13 protein-coding genes and 1 riboswitch are annotated in these 20,040 nt (G+C 51.1%); of the genes, 10 read left to right on the forward strand and 3 right to left on the reverse strand.

What is annotated here, in order from left to right; genetic code table 11:
* Positions 1-98 precede the first annotated feature (98 nt).
* Complete coding sequence (locus H027_RS17560) at positions 99-1,082, forward strand: D-alanine--D-alanine ligase (protein WP_038149206.1); 984 nt, start codon at positions 99-101, stop codon at positions 1,080-1,082.
* Positions 1,083-1,266: 184 nt separating this feature from the next.
* The gene (locus H027_RS0106825; protein WP_024871738.1) at positions 1,267-3,705 is read left to right on the forward strand and encodes a PilZ domain-containing protein; all 2,439 of its coding nucleotides are present in this window, start codon (positions 1,267-1,269) and stop codon (positions 3,703-3,705) included.
* Between the two features lie 38 nt (positions 3,706-3,743).
* Here H027_RS0106825 and uvrA read toward each other — a convergent pair whose 3' ends face one another.
* Complete coding sequence (gene uvrA, locus H027_RS0106830) at positions 3,744-6,587, reverse strand: excinuclease ABC subunit UvrA (protein WP_024871739.1); 2,844 nt, start codon at positions 6,585-6,587, stop codon at positions 3,744-3,746.
* 196 nt (positions 6,588-6,783) lie between these two features.
* On the opposite strand from uvrA, the gene ssb reads away from it, so the two are divergent.
* From ssb to mltB, 4 genes are all read left to right on the forward strand, one after another.
* Positions 6,784-7,368, forward strand: coding sequence for a single-stranded DNA-binding protein (ssb, locus tag H027_RS0106835; RefSeq protein WP_024871740.1), 585 nt, complete (start codon positions 6,784-6,786; stop codon positions 7,366-7,368).
* 377 nt (positions 7,369-7,745) lie between these two features.
* Positions 7,746-7,830, forward strand: a riboswitch (cyclic di-GMP riboswitch).
* 237 nt (positions 7,831-8,067) lie between these two features.
* Positions 8,068-9,642: a glycoside hydrolase family 68 protein gene (locus H027_RS0106840; protein WP_024871741.1), complete on the forward strand. Its 1,575-nt coding sequence runs from the start codon at positions 8,068-8,070 to the stop codon at positions 9,640-9,642.
* A 98-nt stretch (positions 9,643-9,740) separates the two neighbouring features.
* Positions 9,741-11,387, forward strand: a complete 1,647-nt coding sequence (locus H027_RS0106845) for a glycoside hydrolase family 32 protein (protein WP_024871742.1) — start codon at positions 9,741-9,743, stop codon at positions 11,385-11,387.
* A gap of 207 nt (positions 11,388-11,594) precedes the next feature.
* Entirely contained in the window at positions 11,595-12,698 is a 1,104-nt protein-coding gene (mltB, locus tag H027_RS0106850; protein ID WP_024871743.1) for a lytic murein transglycosylase B, read from the forward strand.
* Between the two features lie 52 nt (positions 12,699-12,750).
* Here mltB and H027_RS19355 read toward each other — a convergent pair whose 3' ends face one another.
* Positions 12,751-14,241, reverse strand: a complete 1,491-nt coding sequence (locus tag H027_RS19355) for a methyl-accepting chemotaxis protein (protein ID WP_024871744.1) — start codon at positions 14,239-14,241, stop codon at positions 12,751-12,753.
* 3 nt (positions 14,242-14,244) lie between these two features.
* Entirely contained in the window at positions 14,245-14,778 is a 534-nt protein-coding gene (locus H027_RS0106860; RefSeq protein ID WP_024871745.1) for a PAS domain-containing protein, read from the reverse strand.
* Positions 14,779-15,154: 376 nt separating this feature from the next.
* Between H027_RS0106860 and H027_RS0106865 the strand changes: the two genes are divergently transcribed.
* The 4 genes from H027_RS0106865 (at position 15,155) to H027_RS0106880 (ending at position 19,985) form a co-directional block, all read left to right on the forward strand.
* Positions 15,155-15,556: a DUF2750 domain-containing protein gene (locus H027_RS0106865; protein WP_024871746.1), complete on the forward strand. Its 402-nt coding sequence runs from the start codon at positions 15,155-15,157 to the stop codon at positions 15,554-15,556.
* A gap of 201 nt (positions 15,557-15,757) precedes the next feature.
* On the forward strand, positions 15,758-16,570 hold the full coding sequence (locus tag H027_RS0106870) for an efflux RND transporter periplasmic adaptor subunit (RefSeq protein ID WP_024871747.1): 813 nt from the start codon (positions 15,758-15,760) through the stop codon (positions 16,568-16,570).
* A complete protein-coding gene (locus H027_RS0106875; protein ID WP_024871748.1) occupies positions 16,567-17,886 on the forward strand; it encodes an efflux RND transporter periplasmic adaptor subunit in 1,320 nt (439 codons plus the stop codon). Before H027_RS0106870 ends, H027_RS0106875 begins: the two co-directional genes overlap by 4 nt.
* Positions 17,883-19,985 (forward strand): HlyD family secretion protein, encoded by a 2,103-nt coding sequence (locus H027_RS0106880; RefSeq protein WP_024871749.1) that lies wholly within the window; start codon positions 17,883-17,885, stop codon positions 19,983-19,985. Before H027_RS0106875 ends, H027_RS0106880 begins: the two co-directional genes overlap by 4 nt.
* Positions 19,986-20,040: the final 55 nt, after the last annotated feature.

Here is a 20,040-nt window from a genome sequence, read left to right on the forward strand (position 1 = left end):
AGCCGAAGGCTTTGCCCTGTCGGAACAGGCTTGTTAGACTGCGGACAGGCGGCCGCCGGGAGCTGGCGACCCACCAGCCAATTGTAAAGGATATCAAGATGAAACACCTTCACGTACTGCTGCTGTGCGGCGGTGGCGGCAGTGAGCATGAAATTTCTCTGCTGAGTGCTAACTTTCTGGAAAGCCAGTTGAAAAATCTGGCGGAAGTCAGCGTTACCCGAGTTGAACTCTTTCCCGATCACTGGCAGACCAGCGATGGCCGCTCCTGTCATTTGGGCATGGATCAGCAGTTGCACTTCGATAATGGCGCACAGCCGGTCGATTTTGTCGTTCCCTGCATCCATGGTTATCCCGGTGAAACTGGCGACATCCAGTCAATGCTGGAACTGATCGGCCTGCCCTATCTGGGCTGTGGCTCTGAAGGCAGCAAACTCTGTTTTAACAAAGTCAGCACCAAACTCTGGCTGTCCGCATTGGGCATTCCAAATACCCCATTCCTGTTCCTGTCAGAAAACAATGAAGCAGCCCATGCACAGGCGCATACCGCCTTCCGTAACTGGGGCGCTGTCTTTGTGAAAGCCGCCAGTCAGGGTTCTTCCGTCGGCTGTTATAAAGTAACCGACGCTGCGGCACTATCCGCCGCGGTCAATGCTGCATTCGGCTATTCCGATCAGGTGCTGGTCGAGAAAGCGGTACGCCCGCGCGAATTGGAAGTGGCGGTATACCGCTATAACAACCAATTGGTTGCAACCCGTCCGGGCGAAATCAGTACGCCAAGTGACAGTTTCTACAGTTATGAAGAAAAATACAGTGCCGGCAGCCACTCCACCACCTATCTGGAAGCACCCGGCTTGAGTGAAGAACAGATCAGCACCATCCGTGAATATGCCTTGAAGGCATTCACTCAGTTGGGGTTAAAAGATCTGTCCCGCATTGATTTCTTCCTGACAGAAGAAAATGAAATATTGCTGAACGAAATTAATACCTTTCCCGGCATGACCCCTATTTCCATGTTCCCGAAACTTCTCGAACATCATGGAGATCAGTTTGGTCAGTTCCTGGAAGGCATCATTCGCCAGTAATCTGTTCGAATACCCCATTATTACCGGCAAATGGTAATAATGGGGCATCCTCCGCCTTATTTCTTCCCCGAAACTTTGACTATTACCACAGCAACACTGTTTTTAAATTGAACCCCTTTCACTTTATATGTGATATTAACAATGCGCTCGGCAAAATATCCTCACATGAAGAAGGTGTTTTAAAATGGCAATTGTTGCGTCATCGCCATCGTTAAGTGATTTTCAACAGAAAATAGTTGATACATTCCGCTACGATTACGGTCACCCGCAACTGGATGAAAAAATCATTCAGTACGCCCCTAATGAAACGCCCTCCAGCAGGTTTCTGATAAAAATGGAAATCGCCCGTCTGGCAAAAAAATGTCATCGCGTCATTGATCTGAGAGAAAGCCAATCTGATTATAAATCCTTTGATTTTGAAGGGATAAGACATTTCATTAACGACACGACCATTACCGATTTCATCGAGATTTGTAAAAAATATAAAGGTTACACGCAGGGTGCCTATGATCTTGTTATCGCCAGAGCGCTCAGTCGTGAAAAAAAGGAAAAAATAAATCCCAACGCGGTTGAAGTCCCGGAGGCCGGATATACATCTCTCACTCATTTTTATCGCAGAAAAGAACAACGTCTTTATTATGTATCCGAAATAGAAATCTATACTGAAACCGATAATAACAACGCCATCAATTTAGATAAAAAAACAGCGATTAAAGGAGCTACAACCGATATATCCGCCCATGGCATGTGTATCAAAACATCTGGGTTAAAAATAAAAGACGGCATCACGAAAGTTTATATTCGCTTCATCGGGTTTGAAAAAGAATTTTCCTTTTCAAACCCGGTATTTATTTCTTATAAATTACTCTCCTGCATTTCAAAGAAAAATAATTATTACTACCGCATAAAAATCGATGAACACCAGCAAGGTGATACTTACGCAGAATTTCACGCACATATTCAAAAATTTGTCGTATCACAATTACGGCGGCACAGAGTACCTATTGAAAACACTCAGGAAGCCGTGCTGGTCAAAGGCTATGAGCAATACATTATTAATCGGCTTAACCATCTACCGGTATTTCTGCAACAAAAAGAAAACAACTGGCTACCGAATGCTGTTTATCTCACTGGTCACAATGAAGCGATCCTGCAAAAGCTAACGGATATTGACCATCAGACCATGCTGATGGATCTGATTGCTCATGAAAAAATACAGCGTTTATTGCGGGAACAAGCCATTGTCTCTGATTATTTTTTTATCGCGCCAGTATCAACACCCCAGCATTACGCCAAATTCCTGATTATCTTTTTGGATGAATTTATTCATCATCCAGAAGCCAAAGAGATCGCCCGCCTGGCCCATGCCCGCAGTAAAGGCAACCTCATGCTATTCCGCTTGGATGCCATCACCATGCATCCGGAAAAGGAGTGTTATATCACCAGTTCCCTGCCAGAAAATGCCAGTGAATCATTACAATTTATTAACGCCAGTCATCAGGAAAGGGCTAAAACGCTGGCCTCGGGTTACCAGAAAATGTTGGTGATCAGTGATACCTCGGATCTCATTAACCAACTGCAACTCTTTGAAAATTCAGAAGCCAGTGAAACCATCGACAAGATGGCAATCTTCCAGTTTATTCCCAAGAAAACAGCGCATCACCGCGAACTGCATATTGTCAAAAATGAAATAGAAGACAAACGAAAAGAAGATCGTTTCTTATATCAAATGCCACTCACGGTACATAATCTTAAAGCAGGCAAAGAAAGTATTTCTGCTGAGACCATTGATATTTCATCGTGTGGTTTAAAGATCAAAACCGATAAAACGTTGCATGTATTCACCGGTGATATTTTATATATCGATTTTCCACCATTGAATGAAACACTGAACAAACAGCCCTATCAAATAGTGCGCGCGCAGGGAAATATTATCCAGCTAAAAATACATGGCAACGAACGCCATCATGAAGCGAAATTTGCACTCAGAAAATTCATTTATCAGAATCTCAATTCACTGACTGCAACCGGATGCCGGGATACTGTTTATGGTCTTTCGCGGGCGCTGAGAAATCTTTATGCCCACAACCATCCGCAAACGTCTATTTTTATTAAACGGCAGGATAAAATCCGTTATATCAGTGATATTGCGCTTTCAGATAAAACCATATTGCCAGAATTCAGTATTAATAATGAAGAAAATAGGGCCTTGTATTTATCCGCCCTACGCCATGAGTTGGTCATCAAGAAAGTGAATGAAACGTGGAATCAAATAAAAACCCAACCCGGTTTTTATTCATTCCATGTTTTGATTACCGTAAAAGAAAAAAATAACAATGCTGGCTATTTTTATATCTTAAAAGATGCTGATGAATTATTTTCAGTGAATAAATATCGTGACACATATCAACAGGCCTCCATGATGGGGGAAACCCGCCTGCTGAAAATTACGATAACCCCCAAGGGGAAGGTATTCCCCAAATATTTTCACGATGAACTGGCCTATTTATCCCGTTATGCGCCTAATCGCGCCAGTATCATCATGGAGCAGATCAACAAAATTGATGCGGTAGGTTCTATCACCGATATCACCGATTGCGTTAATCAATTACTGTCGATCTAAAAAAAGGGCAACATTGCTCGTTGCCCCTTGCTCGGTAGTTACGCCTGAATCACCTTATCTCGTTGCAGCAAGGGCTTCAGGAAGCGAGCGGTATGTGATTCGGCACAGTCGGCAACTTGCTCTGGTGTGCCTGCCGCCAGAATCATCCCCCCTCCGAAACCCCCTTCCGGACCCAGATCCACAATCCAGTCTGCCGTCTTGATGACATCCAGATTGTGTTCAATGATCACGATGGTATTACCATTATCCCGCAGTTTTTCCAGCACATTCAGTAATTGCTGAATGTCGTGAAAATGCAGGCCAGTGGTGGGTTCATCCAGAATATAGAGCGTCTGGCCGGTATCGCGCTTCGACAACTCTTTTGCCAGCTTCACACGCTGCGCCTCGCCACCGGAGAGTGTAGTGGCTGACTGACCAAGGCGGATATACGAGAGCCCCACGTCCATCAGGGTTTGCAGCTTACGCGCCAGTGCCGGAACTGCATCGAAAAAGGTACGGGCATCCTCGACAGTCATATCCAGCACTTCGTGAATGGTCTTACCTTTATATTTCACTTCCAGGGTTTCCCGGTTGTAACGCTTGCCCTTGCAAACATCGCAAGGCACATAGACATCCGGCAGGAAATGCATCTCGACTTTGATCACGCCATCGCCCTGACAGGCTTCACAGCGCCCGCCTTTGACGTTAAACGAGAAACGCCCCGGCTGATAGCCGCGCGAACGCGCCTCCTGTGTGCCAGCAAACAGTTCACGGATCGGTGTAAACAAGCCGGTGTAGGTGGCCGGATTGGATCGCGGAGTCCGTCCGATCGGGCTTTGATCGATGTCGACCACCTTGTCCAGATGTTCCATCCCCTGAATATCGACATACGGAGCCGGTTTTTCGACGGTGGCGCCATTCAAATCACGGTGGGCAATTCGGAATAAGGTATCGTTGATCAACGTCGATTTGCCCGAACCGGAGACGCCAGTGATACAGGTCATGACCCCGATAGGCACATGCAAATTGACTTTCTTCAGATTGTTACCCGTGGCACCCAGTAACTTCAGCCACTTGTCACCGATGGGTCGCCGTTGTGCCGGCACTTCGATCTTTTTGCGGCCAGACAGGTATTCACCGGTCAGCGAGTCATGGTTGTTCATGATTTCAGCGGGAGTCCCCTGTGCCACGATCGCCCCGCCATGTACCCCTGCACCCGGACCGATATCGACCACATAATCCGCATGACGGATCGCATCTTCATCGTGTTCGACAACAATGACGGTATTGCCCAGATTACGCAGGTGAAACAAGGTTCCTAACAGACGTTCATTGTCGCGCTGATGTAAACCGATAGAAGGCTCATCCAGCACATACATCACCCCTACCAGCCCGGCCCCGATTTGGCTGGCCAGCCGGATACGTTGTGCCTCGCCCCCGGAGAGGGTTTCCGCAGAACGAGACAGGGACAGGTAGTTGAGGCCCACATTCACCAGAAAACCCAGACGTTCGATGATCTCTTTTAAGATTTTTTCCGCAATTTGAGCGCGTTGCCCAGTCAGACTCATATTCTGGAAAAAGTTCAGGGCTTCACCAATCGACATCTCGGCCACTTGCGGCAGCGTCACTCCTTCGACATACACATGTCGAGCTTCCTGCCGTAACCGGCTGCCCTGACAGCTCGGACAAGGCTGATTGGCAATATATTTGGCCAGCTCTTCACGTACACTGTTCGATTCCGTCTCGCGATAGCGCCGCTCCATGTTGTGCAGCACCCCTTCAAACGGATGATTACGCACCACCACGTCACCACGGTCGTTCATGTAACGGAATTCAATATGCGTATGACCGCTGCCATGCAAGACCACTTTTTTCGCCTGTGGCGGCAGCGCATCAAATGGTTCATCGAGGTCAAAATGGTAATGATCCGCCACCGACTTCAGCATCTGGAAATAATAGAAACTGCGTTTATCCCAGCCACGGATTGCACCGCCGGACAAACTCAATTCCGGATTCGTCACCACCTTATGCGGATCAAAATATTGTTGCACCCCGAGACCATCACAGGTCGGGCACGCTCCCGCCGGGTTGTTGAACGAAAACAGACGCGGCTCCAGTTCGCTCAATGAATAACCGCATTCCGGACAGGCAAAATTGGCCGAGAAGATCAGCGGATGCGCCTTGTCATCCTCCATATCCGCGACATAGACCAGCCCGCCGGACAGCGTCAGTGCCGTTTCAAATGATTCCGCCAGACGCAATTGCAGGTCGGCGCGGATCTTGAAACGATCCACGACCACTTCGATCGTGTGTTTCTTTTGCAGTTCCAGCGTCGGTGGATCCGAAAGGTCACAGACTTCGCCATCGATCCGGGCCCGGATATAACCTTGCGCCGCGAGGTTTTCCAGCAGTTGTTTGTGCTCACCCTTGCGGTTACGAACCACCGGCGCCAAGATCATCATCTTGCGATTTTCCGGTTCGGCCAGCACCCGATCCACCATCTGACTGATGGTTTGCGCCGCCAGCGGTAAATCGTGATCCGGACAACGGGGTTCACCCACTCGGGCGTACAACAGACGCAGATAATCATAAATCTCGGTGATCGTACCGACGGTAGAGCGGGGATTGTGCGACGTCGATTTCTGCTCGATGGAAATGGCTGGCGATAAGCCTTCGATATGATCCACATCGGGTTTTTCCATCAAACTTAAGAACTGACGGGCATAAGCAGACAGGGATTCGACGTAACGACGCTGCCCTTCGGCATACAGCGTATCGAATGCCAGCGAGGATTTACCCGATCCCGACAGGCCGGTGATCACGATCATCTTATCGCGAGGTAAGGTCAGATTGATATTTTTCAGGTTGTGGGTGCGTGCGCCCCGGATCTCGATCTTATCCATAGAGAGCCAACTGTGAACTGCATCAAAATCTCAGTATGGCACAGCTAGCACTGGATGGATAGCCAGTATTGCTGCAAATATGTTAATGTCTTCTGCCGCAACTATTTAACACCTGTCATAGCAACCGATCTGACTTTAACGGTGATTATTGCTAAGATAGCCAGTCAGAGAATATGCATTTTTTACGGAGCAGAACATGGCCAGAGGCGTGAATAAAGTCATTATCGTTGGCAATCTGGGGCAAGACCCGGAAGTGCGTTACATGCCGAATGGCAACGCAGTGGCCAACTTCACCGTTGCGACCAGCGAAAGCTGGAAGGATCAACAGGGCCAGCTGCAGGAACGTACTGAGTGGCATCGCATTGTGGTTTACCGCCGTCTGGCTGAGATCGCGGGTGAATATCTGCGTAAAGGTGCCAAAGTGTATCTGGAAGGTCGTCTGCAAACGCGTGAATGGGTCGATCAACAAAGCCAGCAAAAACGTTACACCACTGAAATCATTGTCAATGAAATGCAAATGCTGGATACCCGCAGCGGCGCGCCTGCTGGCGGCAACATGGGAGCACCGGCACAGCAACCACAACAAGGTAATTGGGGTCGCCCTGCCGCCGCCGCGCCACAGGGTAATGCGAATCCTGGTTACGGTGCACCGGCTGCACCACAAGGGGGTTATGCTCCTGCCCCGGCAGCACAGCAAGGGGGTTATGCTCCTGCCCCGGCAGCACAGCAACCAACCTATAACGAACCACCGATGGATTTCGACGACGATATTCCGTTCTGAAGTTAACCAGATACATTTATCGTAGAATATCATTCTTAAAGCCCAGTTTTTACTGGGTTTTTTTATTTCCAGGTTAAATAAAATCTGGCTTGTATCCCGCACATCACAAAACCACTTATCCGGCTGTCATACAGATCTTTTTTCCCCTTTTTCAAACAGATTCTAGCAGCGATCTATCTGCGAAAAACACAAATTTAAAATCACAAACACATAAATATGTCAATTTAATTACCAAGTAAACTTAAACTAAACCGATTTAGCTCACATATTTTTGTTTTCAAGTGATTCCTGTTGTGTTACTTTTTAATGAGAGATGGCAATTAACCGATTGTCATTCTCATTTGGTTAACTAACTCTCCTTCTGTGAGCGGTTACTTAACTGAAAAAGGCAAAACCATCGAAAGGTGGCGACGCAAAGTCTCCGGTCTAACGGAATTTTCCTACGATAGCGGGACCGCCAGTTTTGTATGCCGGCACGTTTCTTTTCGTGTCCGCGATTTGATTTTGTTTTTTCACTCTAGCCCGTGATGCCTTCAGGCATTGCGCAGCCTCGTATTGCCTTGTGCAAGCTGGCGGCGCTTTCTTGGATGCATCCGGTGCCGAGGGCAAAGTCGTTTCTGGATTTAACCGGCAAAACTGCGGATATCCATTGCATCTGGAAATGGTGGATGTTTACGAAAAACAATGGAGGTTAATACCATGAAAAACCATCGATACCTGTCGGTAATCCCCGTGCTGGGAATGGCCATGACTGTCGCAACAGCCGCAGTTGCCGCTCCTGTTCTACAGCCAGGTCCTGAGCCGACCACTCACTCGCAGCAGGCATATGCCCCAGAGGATAACTTCACGGCGAAGTGGACTCGTGCCGATGCGCGCCAGATCAAACGGATGTCCGATCCGACTGCTGGCTCGCGTGAAAACTCAATGCCAGAGGAATACACCATGCCAAGTATTCCTCAAGACTTCCCTGACATGTCGAACGATCAGGTCTGGGTGTGGGATTCCTGGCCGCTGACCGATGCCGATGGAAACCAATACAGCATTAACGGTCAGGAAGTTATTTTCTCCCTCGTGGCTGATCGGAAACTGGGTTTCGATGACCGCCATGTGTTCGCGAAGATCGGTTATTTCTACCGTCCGGCAGGCATTCCAGCGGATCAACGGCCGAAAAATGGGGGGTGGACCTATGGTGGTCTCGTCTTCGCCGATGGAGTCACCGGCAAGATCTTCGAGGATCAGTCATACAGCCATCAGACACAATGGTCTGGCTCTGCGCGCATTTTCCCTGGTGGCGAAGTTAAGCTGTTCTTCACCGATGTTGCGTTCTACCGTGATGCCAAGGGCAATGACATCAAGCCGTATGATCCACGGATCGCGCTCAGCGTGGGCCATATACATGCGAACAAGAACGGCGTGACATTTACCGGTTTCGATAAGGTTATTCCGCTCCTGAAGGCTGATGGTACTTACTACCAGACCGCCGAACAAAACCCATACTTCAACTTCCGCGACCCGTTTACCTTCACAGACCCGGCTCATCCGGGTGAGACCTATATGGTCTTCGAGGGGAATTCGGCCATGCCGCGTGCATCAGCCAAATGTACAGCAGATGATCTTGGCTATCAGGAGGGTGATACCTATGCAGAGACAGTTCCACAAGTAAATGCATCGGGGGCGACCTATCAACTCGGCAACATCGGTCTGGCGAAAGCCAAAAATGCCGATCTGACGGAGTGGGAGTTCCTGCCACCGATTCTCTCGGCGAACTGCGTGACCGATCAGACCGAACGTCCCGAGATCTACAAGAAAGATGGCAAGTATTATCTCTTTACCATCAGCCACAGCACCACCTATGCGGCCGGCATTACAGGCCCTGAAGGTGTATATGGTTTCGTGGGCAACGGGATCCGCAGCGATTACCAGCCAATGAACATGGGCTCCGGTCTGGTACTGGGCAATCCGTCAAACCTTAACTACTGGCCAGGCACTCCATATGATCCTGACTACAACCAGCCAGCCGGTCACTTCCAAGCATACTCTCACTACGTGATGCCTGGTGGTTTGGTGCAGTCGTTCATCGACACGGTGGGTGTTAAGGAAAACTTCCGTCGCGGCGGCACGCTGGCCCCTACGGTGAAGATCAATATCCATGGCGACTCATCGGACGTTGATCATTCCTATGGCGCCAACGGCGATGGTCTGGGTGGTTGGGCGGATATTCCGGCAAACATCAATGTGAACCCGAGCGGGGTCATTACCAAGCCGCTGAATTAACAGCGTCTCTGGTGATATCTCTCGCCTAGAGGGGCGATGCGGTAGTGCGACATGCCGCCGCATCCCCTCTCTTTTTTCATTTCTGAACACGGAGGATTATGAACCTCAATCTCATCGCCATGATTGCGACGCGTCGACGAGTCATCGCTTGTGCGCTGGTCGCTTTCGGCATCGCAGTAGCCGTCGTCAGAGCCGAACCAAGCACTGCATCCGATTCCGGACATTTACTCGCATCGCCAACCGAAGCATCCCCGTATTTACGTCCGCATGACTGGACCCCTTATCGACCCGCACTGCACCTCACCCCCGCCAAGCACTGGATGAACGATCCGCAGCGTCCGCTCCTGATCAACGGCGTCTGGCACTACTACTATCTCTATAACGCTGATTACCCCAACGGCAACGGCACCGAATGGTTCCATATGACCTCAATCGATCTTATTCATTGGCAGGAACACGGTGTCGCAATCGACAAATACAAAAATGGCCTCGGCGATATTGAGACCGGCAGTGCCGTGATTGACACCAAGAACACTGCCGGTTTCGGGGCGGGTGCGGTGATTGCAATCATGACCCAGCAGCACGAAGGCGTGCAGCGCCAGTCGCTCTTCATTTCGACCGACGGAGGCTATCGCTTTAAGGCATACGATGGTAACCCGGTCATGGACAACCCGGGTGTGCACGACTGGCGTGATCCGAAGATCATCTGGGACGATGCTCGCAACGAATGGCTCATGGTGCTCGCCGAGGGCCAAAAAATCGGCTTCTACACCTCCCCAGATCTGAAGCACTGGACGTATCAATCAGGCTTCGTGCGCAATGACCTCGGTCTGCTTGAATGCCCCGATCTGTTCCGCATGTCCGTTGATGGCAACCCGGCACACATCCGCTGGGTGCTTGCGACTGGTGCGAACGGTGCCAGTCTGGGCATGACCACGGGCACTGTATATTGGACGGGGGACTGGGATGGCAAACATTTTACCGCCGACGATGCTACCCCTCGCTGGCTCGACGCGGGCGCTGATTTCTATGCGATGGTGACATGGGACGATCCACGTCTGAATACGACGCAGCGTCTCGCCGCTCGATATGCCATCGGCTGGCTCAACAACTGGGCTTACGCCACCCAACTGCCGACGACCGGCTGGCATGGCGGTACCGACTCGCTCGTACGACGCATCGAATTGCACTCGGTGGATGGTAAATTGATGCTCGTTTCGCAGCCCATCGAAGCCCTCGATAAACTTGAAGGCAACACCGTGGTCCGCTCGAAGGTACGCGTAAGCAATGCCGTGAATACACCCCTTCCCCAACCCCAATCCGATGCCTATCGGCTTCGTATCACGCTCGATGCGACCTCCGCTGCCAACGAAATCCGCTTCCGTCTTAAGGAAAAAGAGGGGCACTTTGCCGTCGTTGGCTACAACTTCCGCCGGAACACCGTTTTCATCACGCGGGAAGCCGATGCCATCGCCAACTTGATGCCTGCCATTTACCGTGAAGTGCGTCAATCTCGGGCACCGGCACGTAATGGCATGATCACGCTCGATATCATTGTTGATACAAGCTCAATTGAGGTTTTCGTGAATGACGGCGAAGTGGTGCTGTCGGATCTCGTCTTTGCGCCACCAGGGGCCAACCGACTTTCCGTCGAGATCATTGGCGGGGATGCAGAACTGCGCTTCTTCCAACTCTCGTCCCTCAGGGTGGTACCGATTCAACGTCACGCAGCAGATGCTCAGTGATCTCATGACCTCAGTTCATATTTACACCACAATCCCAACCCGGCACAGCCGGGTTTTTCTTTACAGGAACAATCACACCGTAATTGCGTGATAGATATTCCTTTATCCGGCATTCAGCGGTAAAGTCCTCTCCCCGTTTACAGGTGTCCGCCACCCAACCAAGGCGAGACGTTTTACTGAGTTTTCATGCCAAGATACGGACGATCCATGCGTATTCTAGTTCCTTTGCTCGTCATATTTTTTATGCTGTCGGCCTGCAGCAGTCACGACAACGATGCTGACCAGCCTGCGCCGAACCAGACACGGACCGAAGCGGTAACGCCATCGGGGGAAGCAGGCCCAGTCAGTGGTGATTTTGCTGACAATCCCAATGCTCGCCGCTTTGTCGACGACATGGTGAACAACCATCACTATGACCGTGCACAATTGGAATCCTGGCTGAGTCATGCTAAACGGCTTGATTCGGTGATCCGGCTGATGGATCGTCAGGCGCCTACGCCCAGTCAGAAGCCCTATGGCCCGACCGGAGCATGGCTGCGTTATCGCAAACAGTTCATCACGCCCGATAACATCCGCAATGGCGTCGATTTCTGGCAACAGCATGCCGCGACACTGGATCGTGCTTATCAGGAATATGGTGTACCACCCGAAATCATTGTCGGTATCATTGGTGTAGAAACCCGCTGGGGACGCGTGCTGGGTAAAACACGCCTGCTTGATGCACTCGCAACTCTCGCATTTGATTATCCGCGGCGTTCAGAGTTTTTTACTCACGAACTGGAAACATTTCTGCTAATGGCTCGTGATCAGCATTTGGATGCGCATGAACTGCGCGGCTCTTTTGCCGGTGCCATGGGTTATTGCCAATTCATGCCGTCGGCCTATCAGGCGTATGCCGTCGACTTCAACCACGACGGACGTATCAACCTCTGGGATCCGGAAGATGCCATTGGCAGTGTCGCGCATTACTTCCAGGCACATGGCTGGAAAGCCGGTGACACCATTGCCGTACGTGGCAGCGGTAAAGCCCCAGGTTTCAAATACGGCTTTGAAAATCGCTACCCGTTAGCCACACTGGCTGCGGCAGGCCTGAAGCCAACCCGCAGCCTTGGCAATCATACCGAAGCCAGCGTATTGCGGCTTGATGTCGGCAGTGGTTATGAATACTGGTACGGTCTGAACAACTTCTATACCATCACGCGCTATAACAAAAGCGTGCATTATTCGATGGCGGTCTGGCAGCTCGGCGATGCGGTGAAACAGGCGGTCAATCACTCGCTCAATCCGCCCTGGCTTGCCAGCAGCAACTAAGCTCGCATCAATCGGCTATCAGGGGAGACCGCGACTCCCCTGATAGCCGGTATTATCTGGCGTGTTTTTCTTCCACCATCCGGTTCAGCAAACTCATGACCTGACCACTTGCCTGCTCTGCGGCATGCATGGCGACAACAATGGAATTCATCAACTCATCATTATGTAACCAGTCACCCTGCGCCGCTTCAACCGCCATGCGGACTTTTTCATGTACCTGACGATGCGGCGCTTCCAGTAATTTGAAGCTCTTCTGTTGACCAAACAACGATTGACCTTCACCACTATAATACCAGCGGCCCAGACGACAATCGGTATGTGGTTCAGAGGAATCTTTCAGTGAATTGCCACTGCCCCGGGTTTCAATGCCCTGATAGCCGCTTTGCATAAAGATGACATGATCGAGTTTGATTAATGAGGCGAAAGCCAGATCCTTGGCGTAGCTCAGGTTATTGATATTTTGTTTCGCCCCTTCGGCTACGTTCTGGAACGAATGGCGGAATCCGGCCACGTTATCACTGATCCCCTGACTCCGGTCGCCCAGCGTGAGTACGCTATTCACGATGGCCCCGATTTTTTCAGTCAGACTGTGCACGACCTGATTGATTTCATCCGTTGACTGACGCGTTCTTTCCGCCAGCGCCCTGACTTCATCCGCAACGACCGCAAAACCACGACCCAGCTCGCCAGCACGGGCGGCTTCAATGGCCGCATTCAGCGCGAGCAGGTTGGTCTGTGCCGTCAGACCATTAATGATATTGATCGTTTCCGTGATGTGAGCGCTTTCTTCGGCCAGTATCCGCGCCACACCGCCGGTATCCTGAATGTCCTGATTAATGTTGATGAGATCCTGACTTAAAGTTTCAACCGTGTGCAGGCTCTGTTCTGAGGCATCCAGCCCCGACTGCGCATTCGTCAGCACTTCATCCATCTTGCTGCTGAGCATCAGTAAGTCATCCTGATTTCCCGACAGATGGTGGCGCAAGCTGGAGTTATTACTGTCGTGCAACTGATTCAGCAATCCACTCTGCCGAGACAACTCCGTTGCCTCTTGAATGGCATCCAGCGAGATGTTGACGTTGTCGGCAATTTTGCTGAACTCACCCGGTAAGCCCTGATTAAAGGCATGTCGGTAATATTTGCCTTCGGCCGCATGTTCAAAGCAGGAAACCATGTCTTTTAAGTTGGCTTCCAGAATATCCAGCAACGAATTGAGGTTCCATGCAATCTTGCCGAGTTCGCCCAACCCTTTGGTGCCGGTGACCCGGACATGCGTTTCTCCACATCCGGCTTTAATCAGCACCTCGTTGATTTGCTCCAAAGCATTGAGCAGGCGATTCTGCTCTCGCAATGCCACAAAAATAAACAATAACAACAAGATCGGAATGCTGACATTGAAGATGGTAAAACCGGCTTCGTTGAACGAAGAAACGGCCAGCACCAAAATTGCCACGGCAAAAAAAGCACAGGTCAGCATAAATTTCTGGCTGATAAAAAGGCTTTTATGGCTGGAGCGGCTGGTTTTTAAAAGAATTTTACCCATGTCTTATCGCTCTTTAGTGGATTCAACAAGATTAAGAATATATTGCTCGTATGTGGTGCCCTGCGACGCCAGCTGCTTTTCCAGCCGTTGCCATGAGAGCTGAGCCGCATCCTTTCCTTTGCCTTGTTCAAAAGACAGCATTTCTTTATAAACCGGAATGATACTTTCTATGAGTTTGCGGGAAGGCGATCGTCGGACAGAGAAATAACCCACACTTTTTCCACCTCGGAAGTCAGGACGGATATTGGCCAAAACCCAGTAATAATCGCCATGGGCCGTTAAGTTTTTGACCATACCAAAAAACTCCTGCCCCTGTTTGATCGTATTCCAGACGCCCCAGAAGACACCACGGGGCATATCAGGGTGGCGAATGATGTTATGCGGTTGTCCCAATAATTCTTCTTCTGAAAAATCACAGACTCGCATGAACACCTTGTTGGCATACGTGATTCGACCGGTGAGATCGGTTTTGGAGACAATCAACTCATCGTGCTGAAATTTGATCTCGGTTTGCGTGGGGACGATTTGCTGCTTCATTGTTGGAGGCTCCCTTCCTTATTGGCAGCGAAACTGCGGGGCTTGCTCTGCCATTCCTGTGATGTAAAAAAACATGGATGATGCGTAACTCGCTGGTTGTGATGAAATACCGGGTTGGTATTCCCATGATCCACCGTCTGTCAGCCAAGATTAAAACCCTTTGGTTTATAATGAATAATAAACCATCCTTGAAATGACCAAAGAAATACATCTATTCTTCACACCTGAAGCTTGTGCTGAATCACAGCCTTTAACACGATAAAAACCATGTTGATTCAACATCCTTTCCGCTCGATGACAGAAAGATCAAAAAGCAGAGTTTGTTCTTCGTGCGGATACCGATATGATCCGGGCATACTTTATCTGAGGCATGAGCATGACCTATTCACTTTCCACCGACGAATTTCAGACCATTCAGGCGCAAGATGCCGAACAGCGTTATCACCACTTTCTGCAGCAAGCCGTCACGCACGGTGAGATCTGGATCCTGAAAGACAGCGAAGGTTGTGTCTCGCTGGCCACGGACGATGAAGACTGTATTCCGGTATGGCCGCATCCGGATTATGCCAAGGCATGGGCTGGCAGCGAATTTGCCGATTGTGAACCGCATCCGATCCCGCTGAAAACCTGGCTGGATCGCTGGGTCAAAGGCATGACGGAAGATGGGGTGGCTGTCGCTGTATTTCCTTTAGCCGATGCCGATGGTGTCGTCGAAGAACCGGAAACCGTTGCCGATGATCTGCTGCGGAAAATGACGAAGCTCAACCGGAAGAAATAACCGCATTAGTCATCGCAGTAGCCTGCCTGTCCGGCAGGCTTATTCGACAGAGCTTTTCGTTCTCCACTAAATTCCGTCAATCTCACAAAAGCACACGTAGCCAACGCAAGATCGGACTCTTACGAATAAACTTCTGTTACACTCCTTTCAATTCCATCGCAATTTGTCAGCCAATCTTCCCACCTCAGGAGCCGTGAACACATGGGAAAAAAGACCAATTTGCATCGGGTAACTCGCAACTATCTATCATGGCTGTGGCTGTTTGGGTTATCTGTGCCCGCTTTTGCCGCAACCAACGATGATCCGCTCTTATCGGCTTCCGCCGCTACACCAATCACCACATCATCTGCCACGACGGAAGCCCGAGGTGTGTTACGGGCTGTCGATCAGGCCGTACTCTCCAGTGAACTGAATGCCAGAGTTGTGGAATTGCCCTTTCGGGAAGGTGAAGCCTTTCATAAAGGTGATTTACTGGCCCGCTTCGACTGTTCCGCCTATCAAGCTCAACTGGCCGCTTCACAGGCAGCTGCCCGCGCGGCTCAGGAAGAACTGACACAAAACCGGCAACTGGGCGAAATGAAGTCGGTTGGCCGCCATGCCATTGCTTTATCGGAAGCACATCTGGCGCAGGCACAGGCAGAAAGTCAGGTTTATCAGATCCAGGTCAATCGATGCCGCACCACGGCCCCATTCGATGGCCGGATTGTTTCGCGCAAAATCCAGGTTTCCGAGTATGTCGCACAGGGAACGCCCTTACTGGACATTGTTGATAATCGTCATCTGGAAATTCATCTTTTAGTGCCGTCACGCTGGCTGCCGGCCCTCAAGCCCAAACAGACGTTCATCTTCACACCAGATGAAACCGGACAACCGTTACAAGCTGAAATCGTTCGCATTGGTGCCCGCATCGATGAAAGCAGCCAGACCCTGACGCTGATCGGGCGATTACTGAAGCCGGATAATAATTTACTGGCAGGCATGAGCGGCAACGCCCGCTTTACGGAGGCACCGTGAACGCATCGCCTTTTTTCAGTGCCGAACAAGCCTTTATCCGGTTTATACACCATGAACGTCAGGTTCGGGCGGCTAAAACACCGGAAACACTGGCCTATTGCATGGTCAATGACAGCCAGAGCCTATTTGGGTTTCGTCATGTGGCACTGGTGATTGCCGGACGGGTTCGGGCGGTGACGGGTGTGGCTGTGCCCGATCCGCATGCGCCGTTTATTGCTTTTATCGAACGCGCTGCCAAACAACTACTCGCGGGGGAACATGCGCAACAACCCACCGTCATTCAGGCAGCCTGGCTGGATCAGCAGTCTCAACAGGATTGGCAAAGTCTGTCGGCACCGGAAGCCTTGTGGCTGCCATTAAAGGATAAAAATGACACCTTAATTGGCGGGCTCTGGTATGCAAGAGATCAACCCTGGCAGGAAGCCGAGCGCTTACTGGCGGAACAACTGGCAGATGCCTATGTGCATGCCTGGCTGGCGCTGGAACCCCGCAAGATCTGGCGGCCGGGTCTGCCGAAAACCCAGATGCTGCTTGCCGGAGGTGTAGTAGCATTGGCCATGTTATTTCCGCTGCGCCAGTCAGTCTTGGCTCCGGCTGAAGTCGTGCCGTATGAAGGTCGCGTCGTGGCGGCCCCACTCGACGGTGTGATTGCCGAATTTCTAGTCAAACCCAATCAACCGGTCAAAAAGAACGATATTCTGATCCGGTTTGACAATACCACGCTGAAAGCACAAGCCGATGTGGCCGAACGGGCTCTCGGTGTCGCTGAAGCTGAATTCCGCAGCAATTCGCAACGCGCTTTCCATGATGCCGAATCCAATGCCCGACTTGATTTATTATCCGCCCAGGTTGCGCAAAAACGGGCAGAACTGGATTATGCCAACGAATTATTGGGCCGCAGTGAAGTCAGGGCGGAACGTGATGGCATTGCGGTCTTTGCCGATGCCGATCGCTGGATAGGAAAACCGGTACGCACCGGTGAACGCTTGATGGAACTGGCCGATCCGCAACAGGCCGAACTCAAAATTGAACTGGATGTGGGCGATGCCATTCATTTCCCAGCCAATGCCGATGTCGCACTGTTTCTCGACAGCGATCCGTTGCAGCGCCATGACGCGCATCTCGAACGGATCGCCTACGAGTCTGAACCAACCCCGAACGGAACGCTGGCCTATCGGCTGGATGCACGTTTCAGTGCGCATGCGCCCCGCATTGGCTTACGGGGTACGGCCAAAATCTATGGTGATCGGGTGCCACTGGCTTTGTATCTGTTTCGCCGCCCACTGGCTGCCTTACGTAAGACGCTTGGCCTATGAAGCCGCTGCCCGCGCTGCGTGAAGATTTGCAGATCTCCGGTCCGGTAACGGCACTGGATGGTTCACCGCAATGGACACTGGTCGACACCATTTCCGGCCATTATTTTAAACTCAGTGCAGCCGCCATTCGCCTGCTGCGCCACTGGTCGCTGCAGGATCCGGTGCAAGTGATGGCAGCAGCCAACCAAGAGGCCGGACTACCTCTTGGCGAACACGACCTCGAGCAGTTGCTGCGTTTTCTGCGCATGCATGATCTGGTTGCTGCCAGCGATCCCGAACAGCGGGTCAGTTATCCACTAAAAGCGGCGGCGCGGCGCAGCAGTTTTTTAAAACAGCTTTTGCATCAGTATCTGTTTTTCCGGATCCCGCTCTGGCGCCCGGATCCGTTTCTGAACCGTAGCTGGCCGTGGCTGCGACAATATGGTGCCATCGTGCTGCGATGGGTTTTTCCTCTGCTCCTGCTTTGTGGTTTATTTCTGGTGAACCGTGACTGGCCACGTTATCGCAGTTCGTTTCCGCATCTGTTCAGTATGGAAGGTATGCTGTCTTATGGGGCGGCACTGATCTTTGCCAAATTTATCCACGAGCTTGGCCACGCTTACATGGCCAAGAAAGCCGGTTGTCGAGTGCAAAGCATGGGTGTCGCCTTTATTGTGATGTTTCCGCTGTTTTATACCGATGTCAGTGATGCCTGGCGACTGAAAGATCACAAGGATCGTTTGCTGATCGGTGCAGGCGGCATTCTGGCTGAGTTATTACTCGCCGTCATCGCGCTGCTGGCATGGTCACTGTTACCGGAAGGACCACTGCATACGACGGCATTTCTGCTTTCCAGCGCCACCTGGATCACCACCCTGATTGTGAACATTAATCCGCTGATGCGTTTCGACGGTTATTTCATTCTGAGTGATTTTCTGCGCGTCGATAATCTGCAAAGTCGGGCCTATGCCTTGTGCCGCTGGTATTTACGAGAACGGCTATTCGGTTATGACGCCCCCCCGCCGGAAAACTGGTCTTCACAGCAGCGCCGTTGTTTGCTGCTGTGGGGCTATGCCTCCTGGCTGTGGCGTTTCTTTCTGTTTTTTGGCATTGCTTTGACGGTTTATCACTATTTTTTCAAAGTATTAGGGATTTTTCTTATGCTGGTTGAAATCTCCTGGTTTATTAGCTTACCCATCGTGCGGGAAATGGTGCAGTGGTGGCAACGCCGTCAACAGTCACATCTTCCAACTTTATTTCGCACCGGATTGTGTACCGTGATCGGGCTGGCCGTACTGTTTCTGCCATGGCGCAGCAGTATCGAAATTCCGGCTATGCTGGAATCGGCGCAGGTCAGCACTTACTATGCGCCGGTTCCGGCGAAAATTGTCACTCGATATGTCAGCGACGGGCAATCGGTGAAAAAAGGTGACCTGTTGCTGGCACTGAGTGCGCCGGATCTGGATTCACACATGGGGATCGTGCGTCAGCATATCGCCATTTTACAGTTGCAACTGCGGCGACTAGCCACACGGCGGGAAACTGCTGGTGATGCCCTGATTCTGGAACAGCAACTGGCTGAATCACTGGCCGAATATCGCGGACTGAGCGCTCAGAAAGCCCGTTTACAAATCCGTGCCTCGCAAGCAGGCATGGTGCGTGACGTCGCCACCGACCTGACGCCGGGCCGCTGGCTTTCAACAGAATCCCCCCTGCTGCGGATTGTGGATGTAGCGCACGGTCGGGTGCGGGGTTATTTGCGTGAAGATAATCTGCAACGGATAGCCGACCATGCGGCCGGTCATTTCGTCGCGGATGATCCGCACCGACCTGCTGTTGCGGTGCATCTAAACGAAATTGACCCAACCGGAGCTCAATATTTGCAACTGGAAAATCTGGCCTCCGATCATGGTGGCCCGATTGCCGTACGTCGTGACGCACAACACCGGCCGGAACCGATACAAGCCTATTACGGTACCAGCCTGACCGTCGATGCTCACGCCGAATTACCCGCGCAACCGTTGCGTGGCGTGGTGGTCATAGACGGGAAAGCGGAATCATTGTTTACCGGTATTTGGCGACGGCTGGCGGCACTAGGGGTACGGGAAAGCGGGTTTTGAATTCGTTTTGCCGTAAATAAAAAAGCCCGTAACATCACGGGCTCAGATCGTAAGT

The sequence above is a fragment of the Tolumonas lignilytica genome, assembly GCF_000527035.1.
GTDB lineage: Bacteria > Pseudomonadota > Gammaproteobacteria > Enterobacterales > Aeromonadaceae > Tolumonas > Tolumonas lignilytica.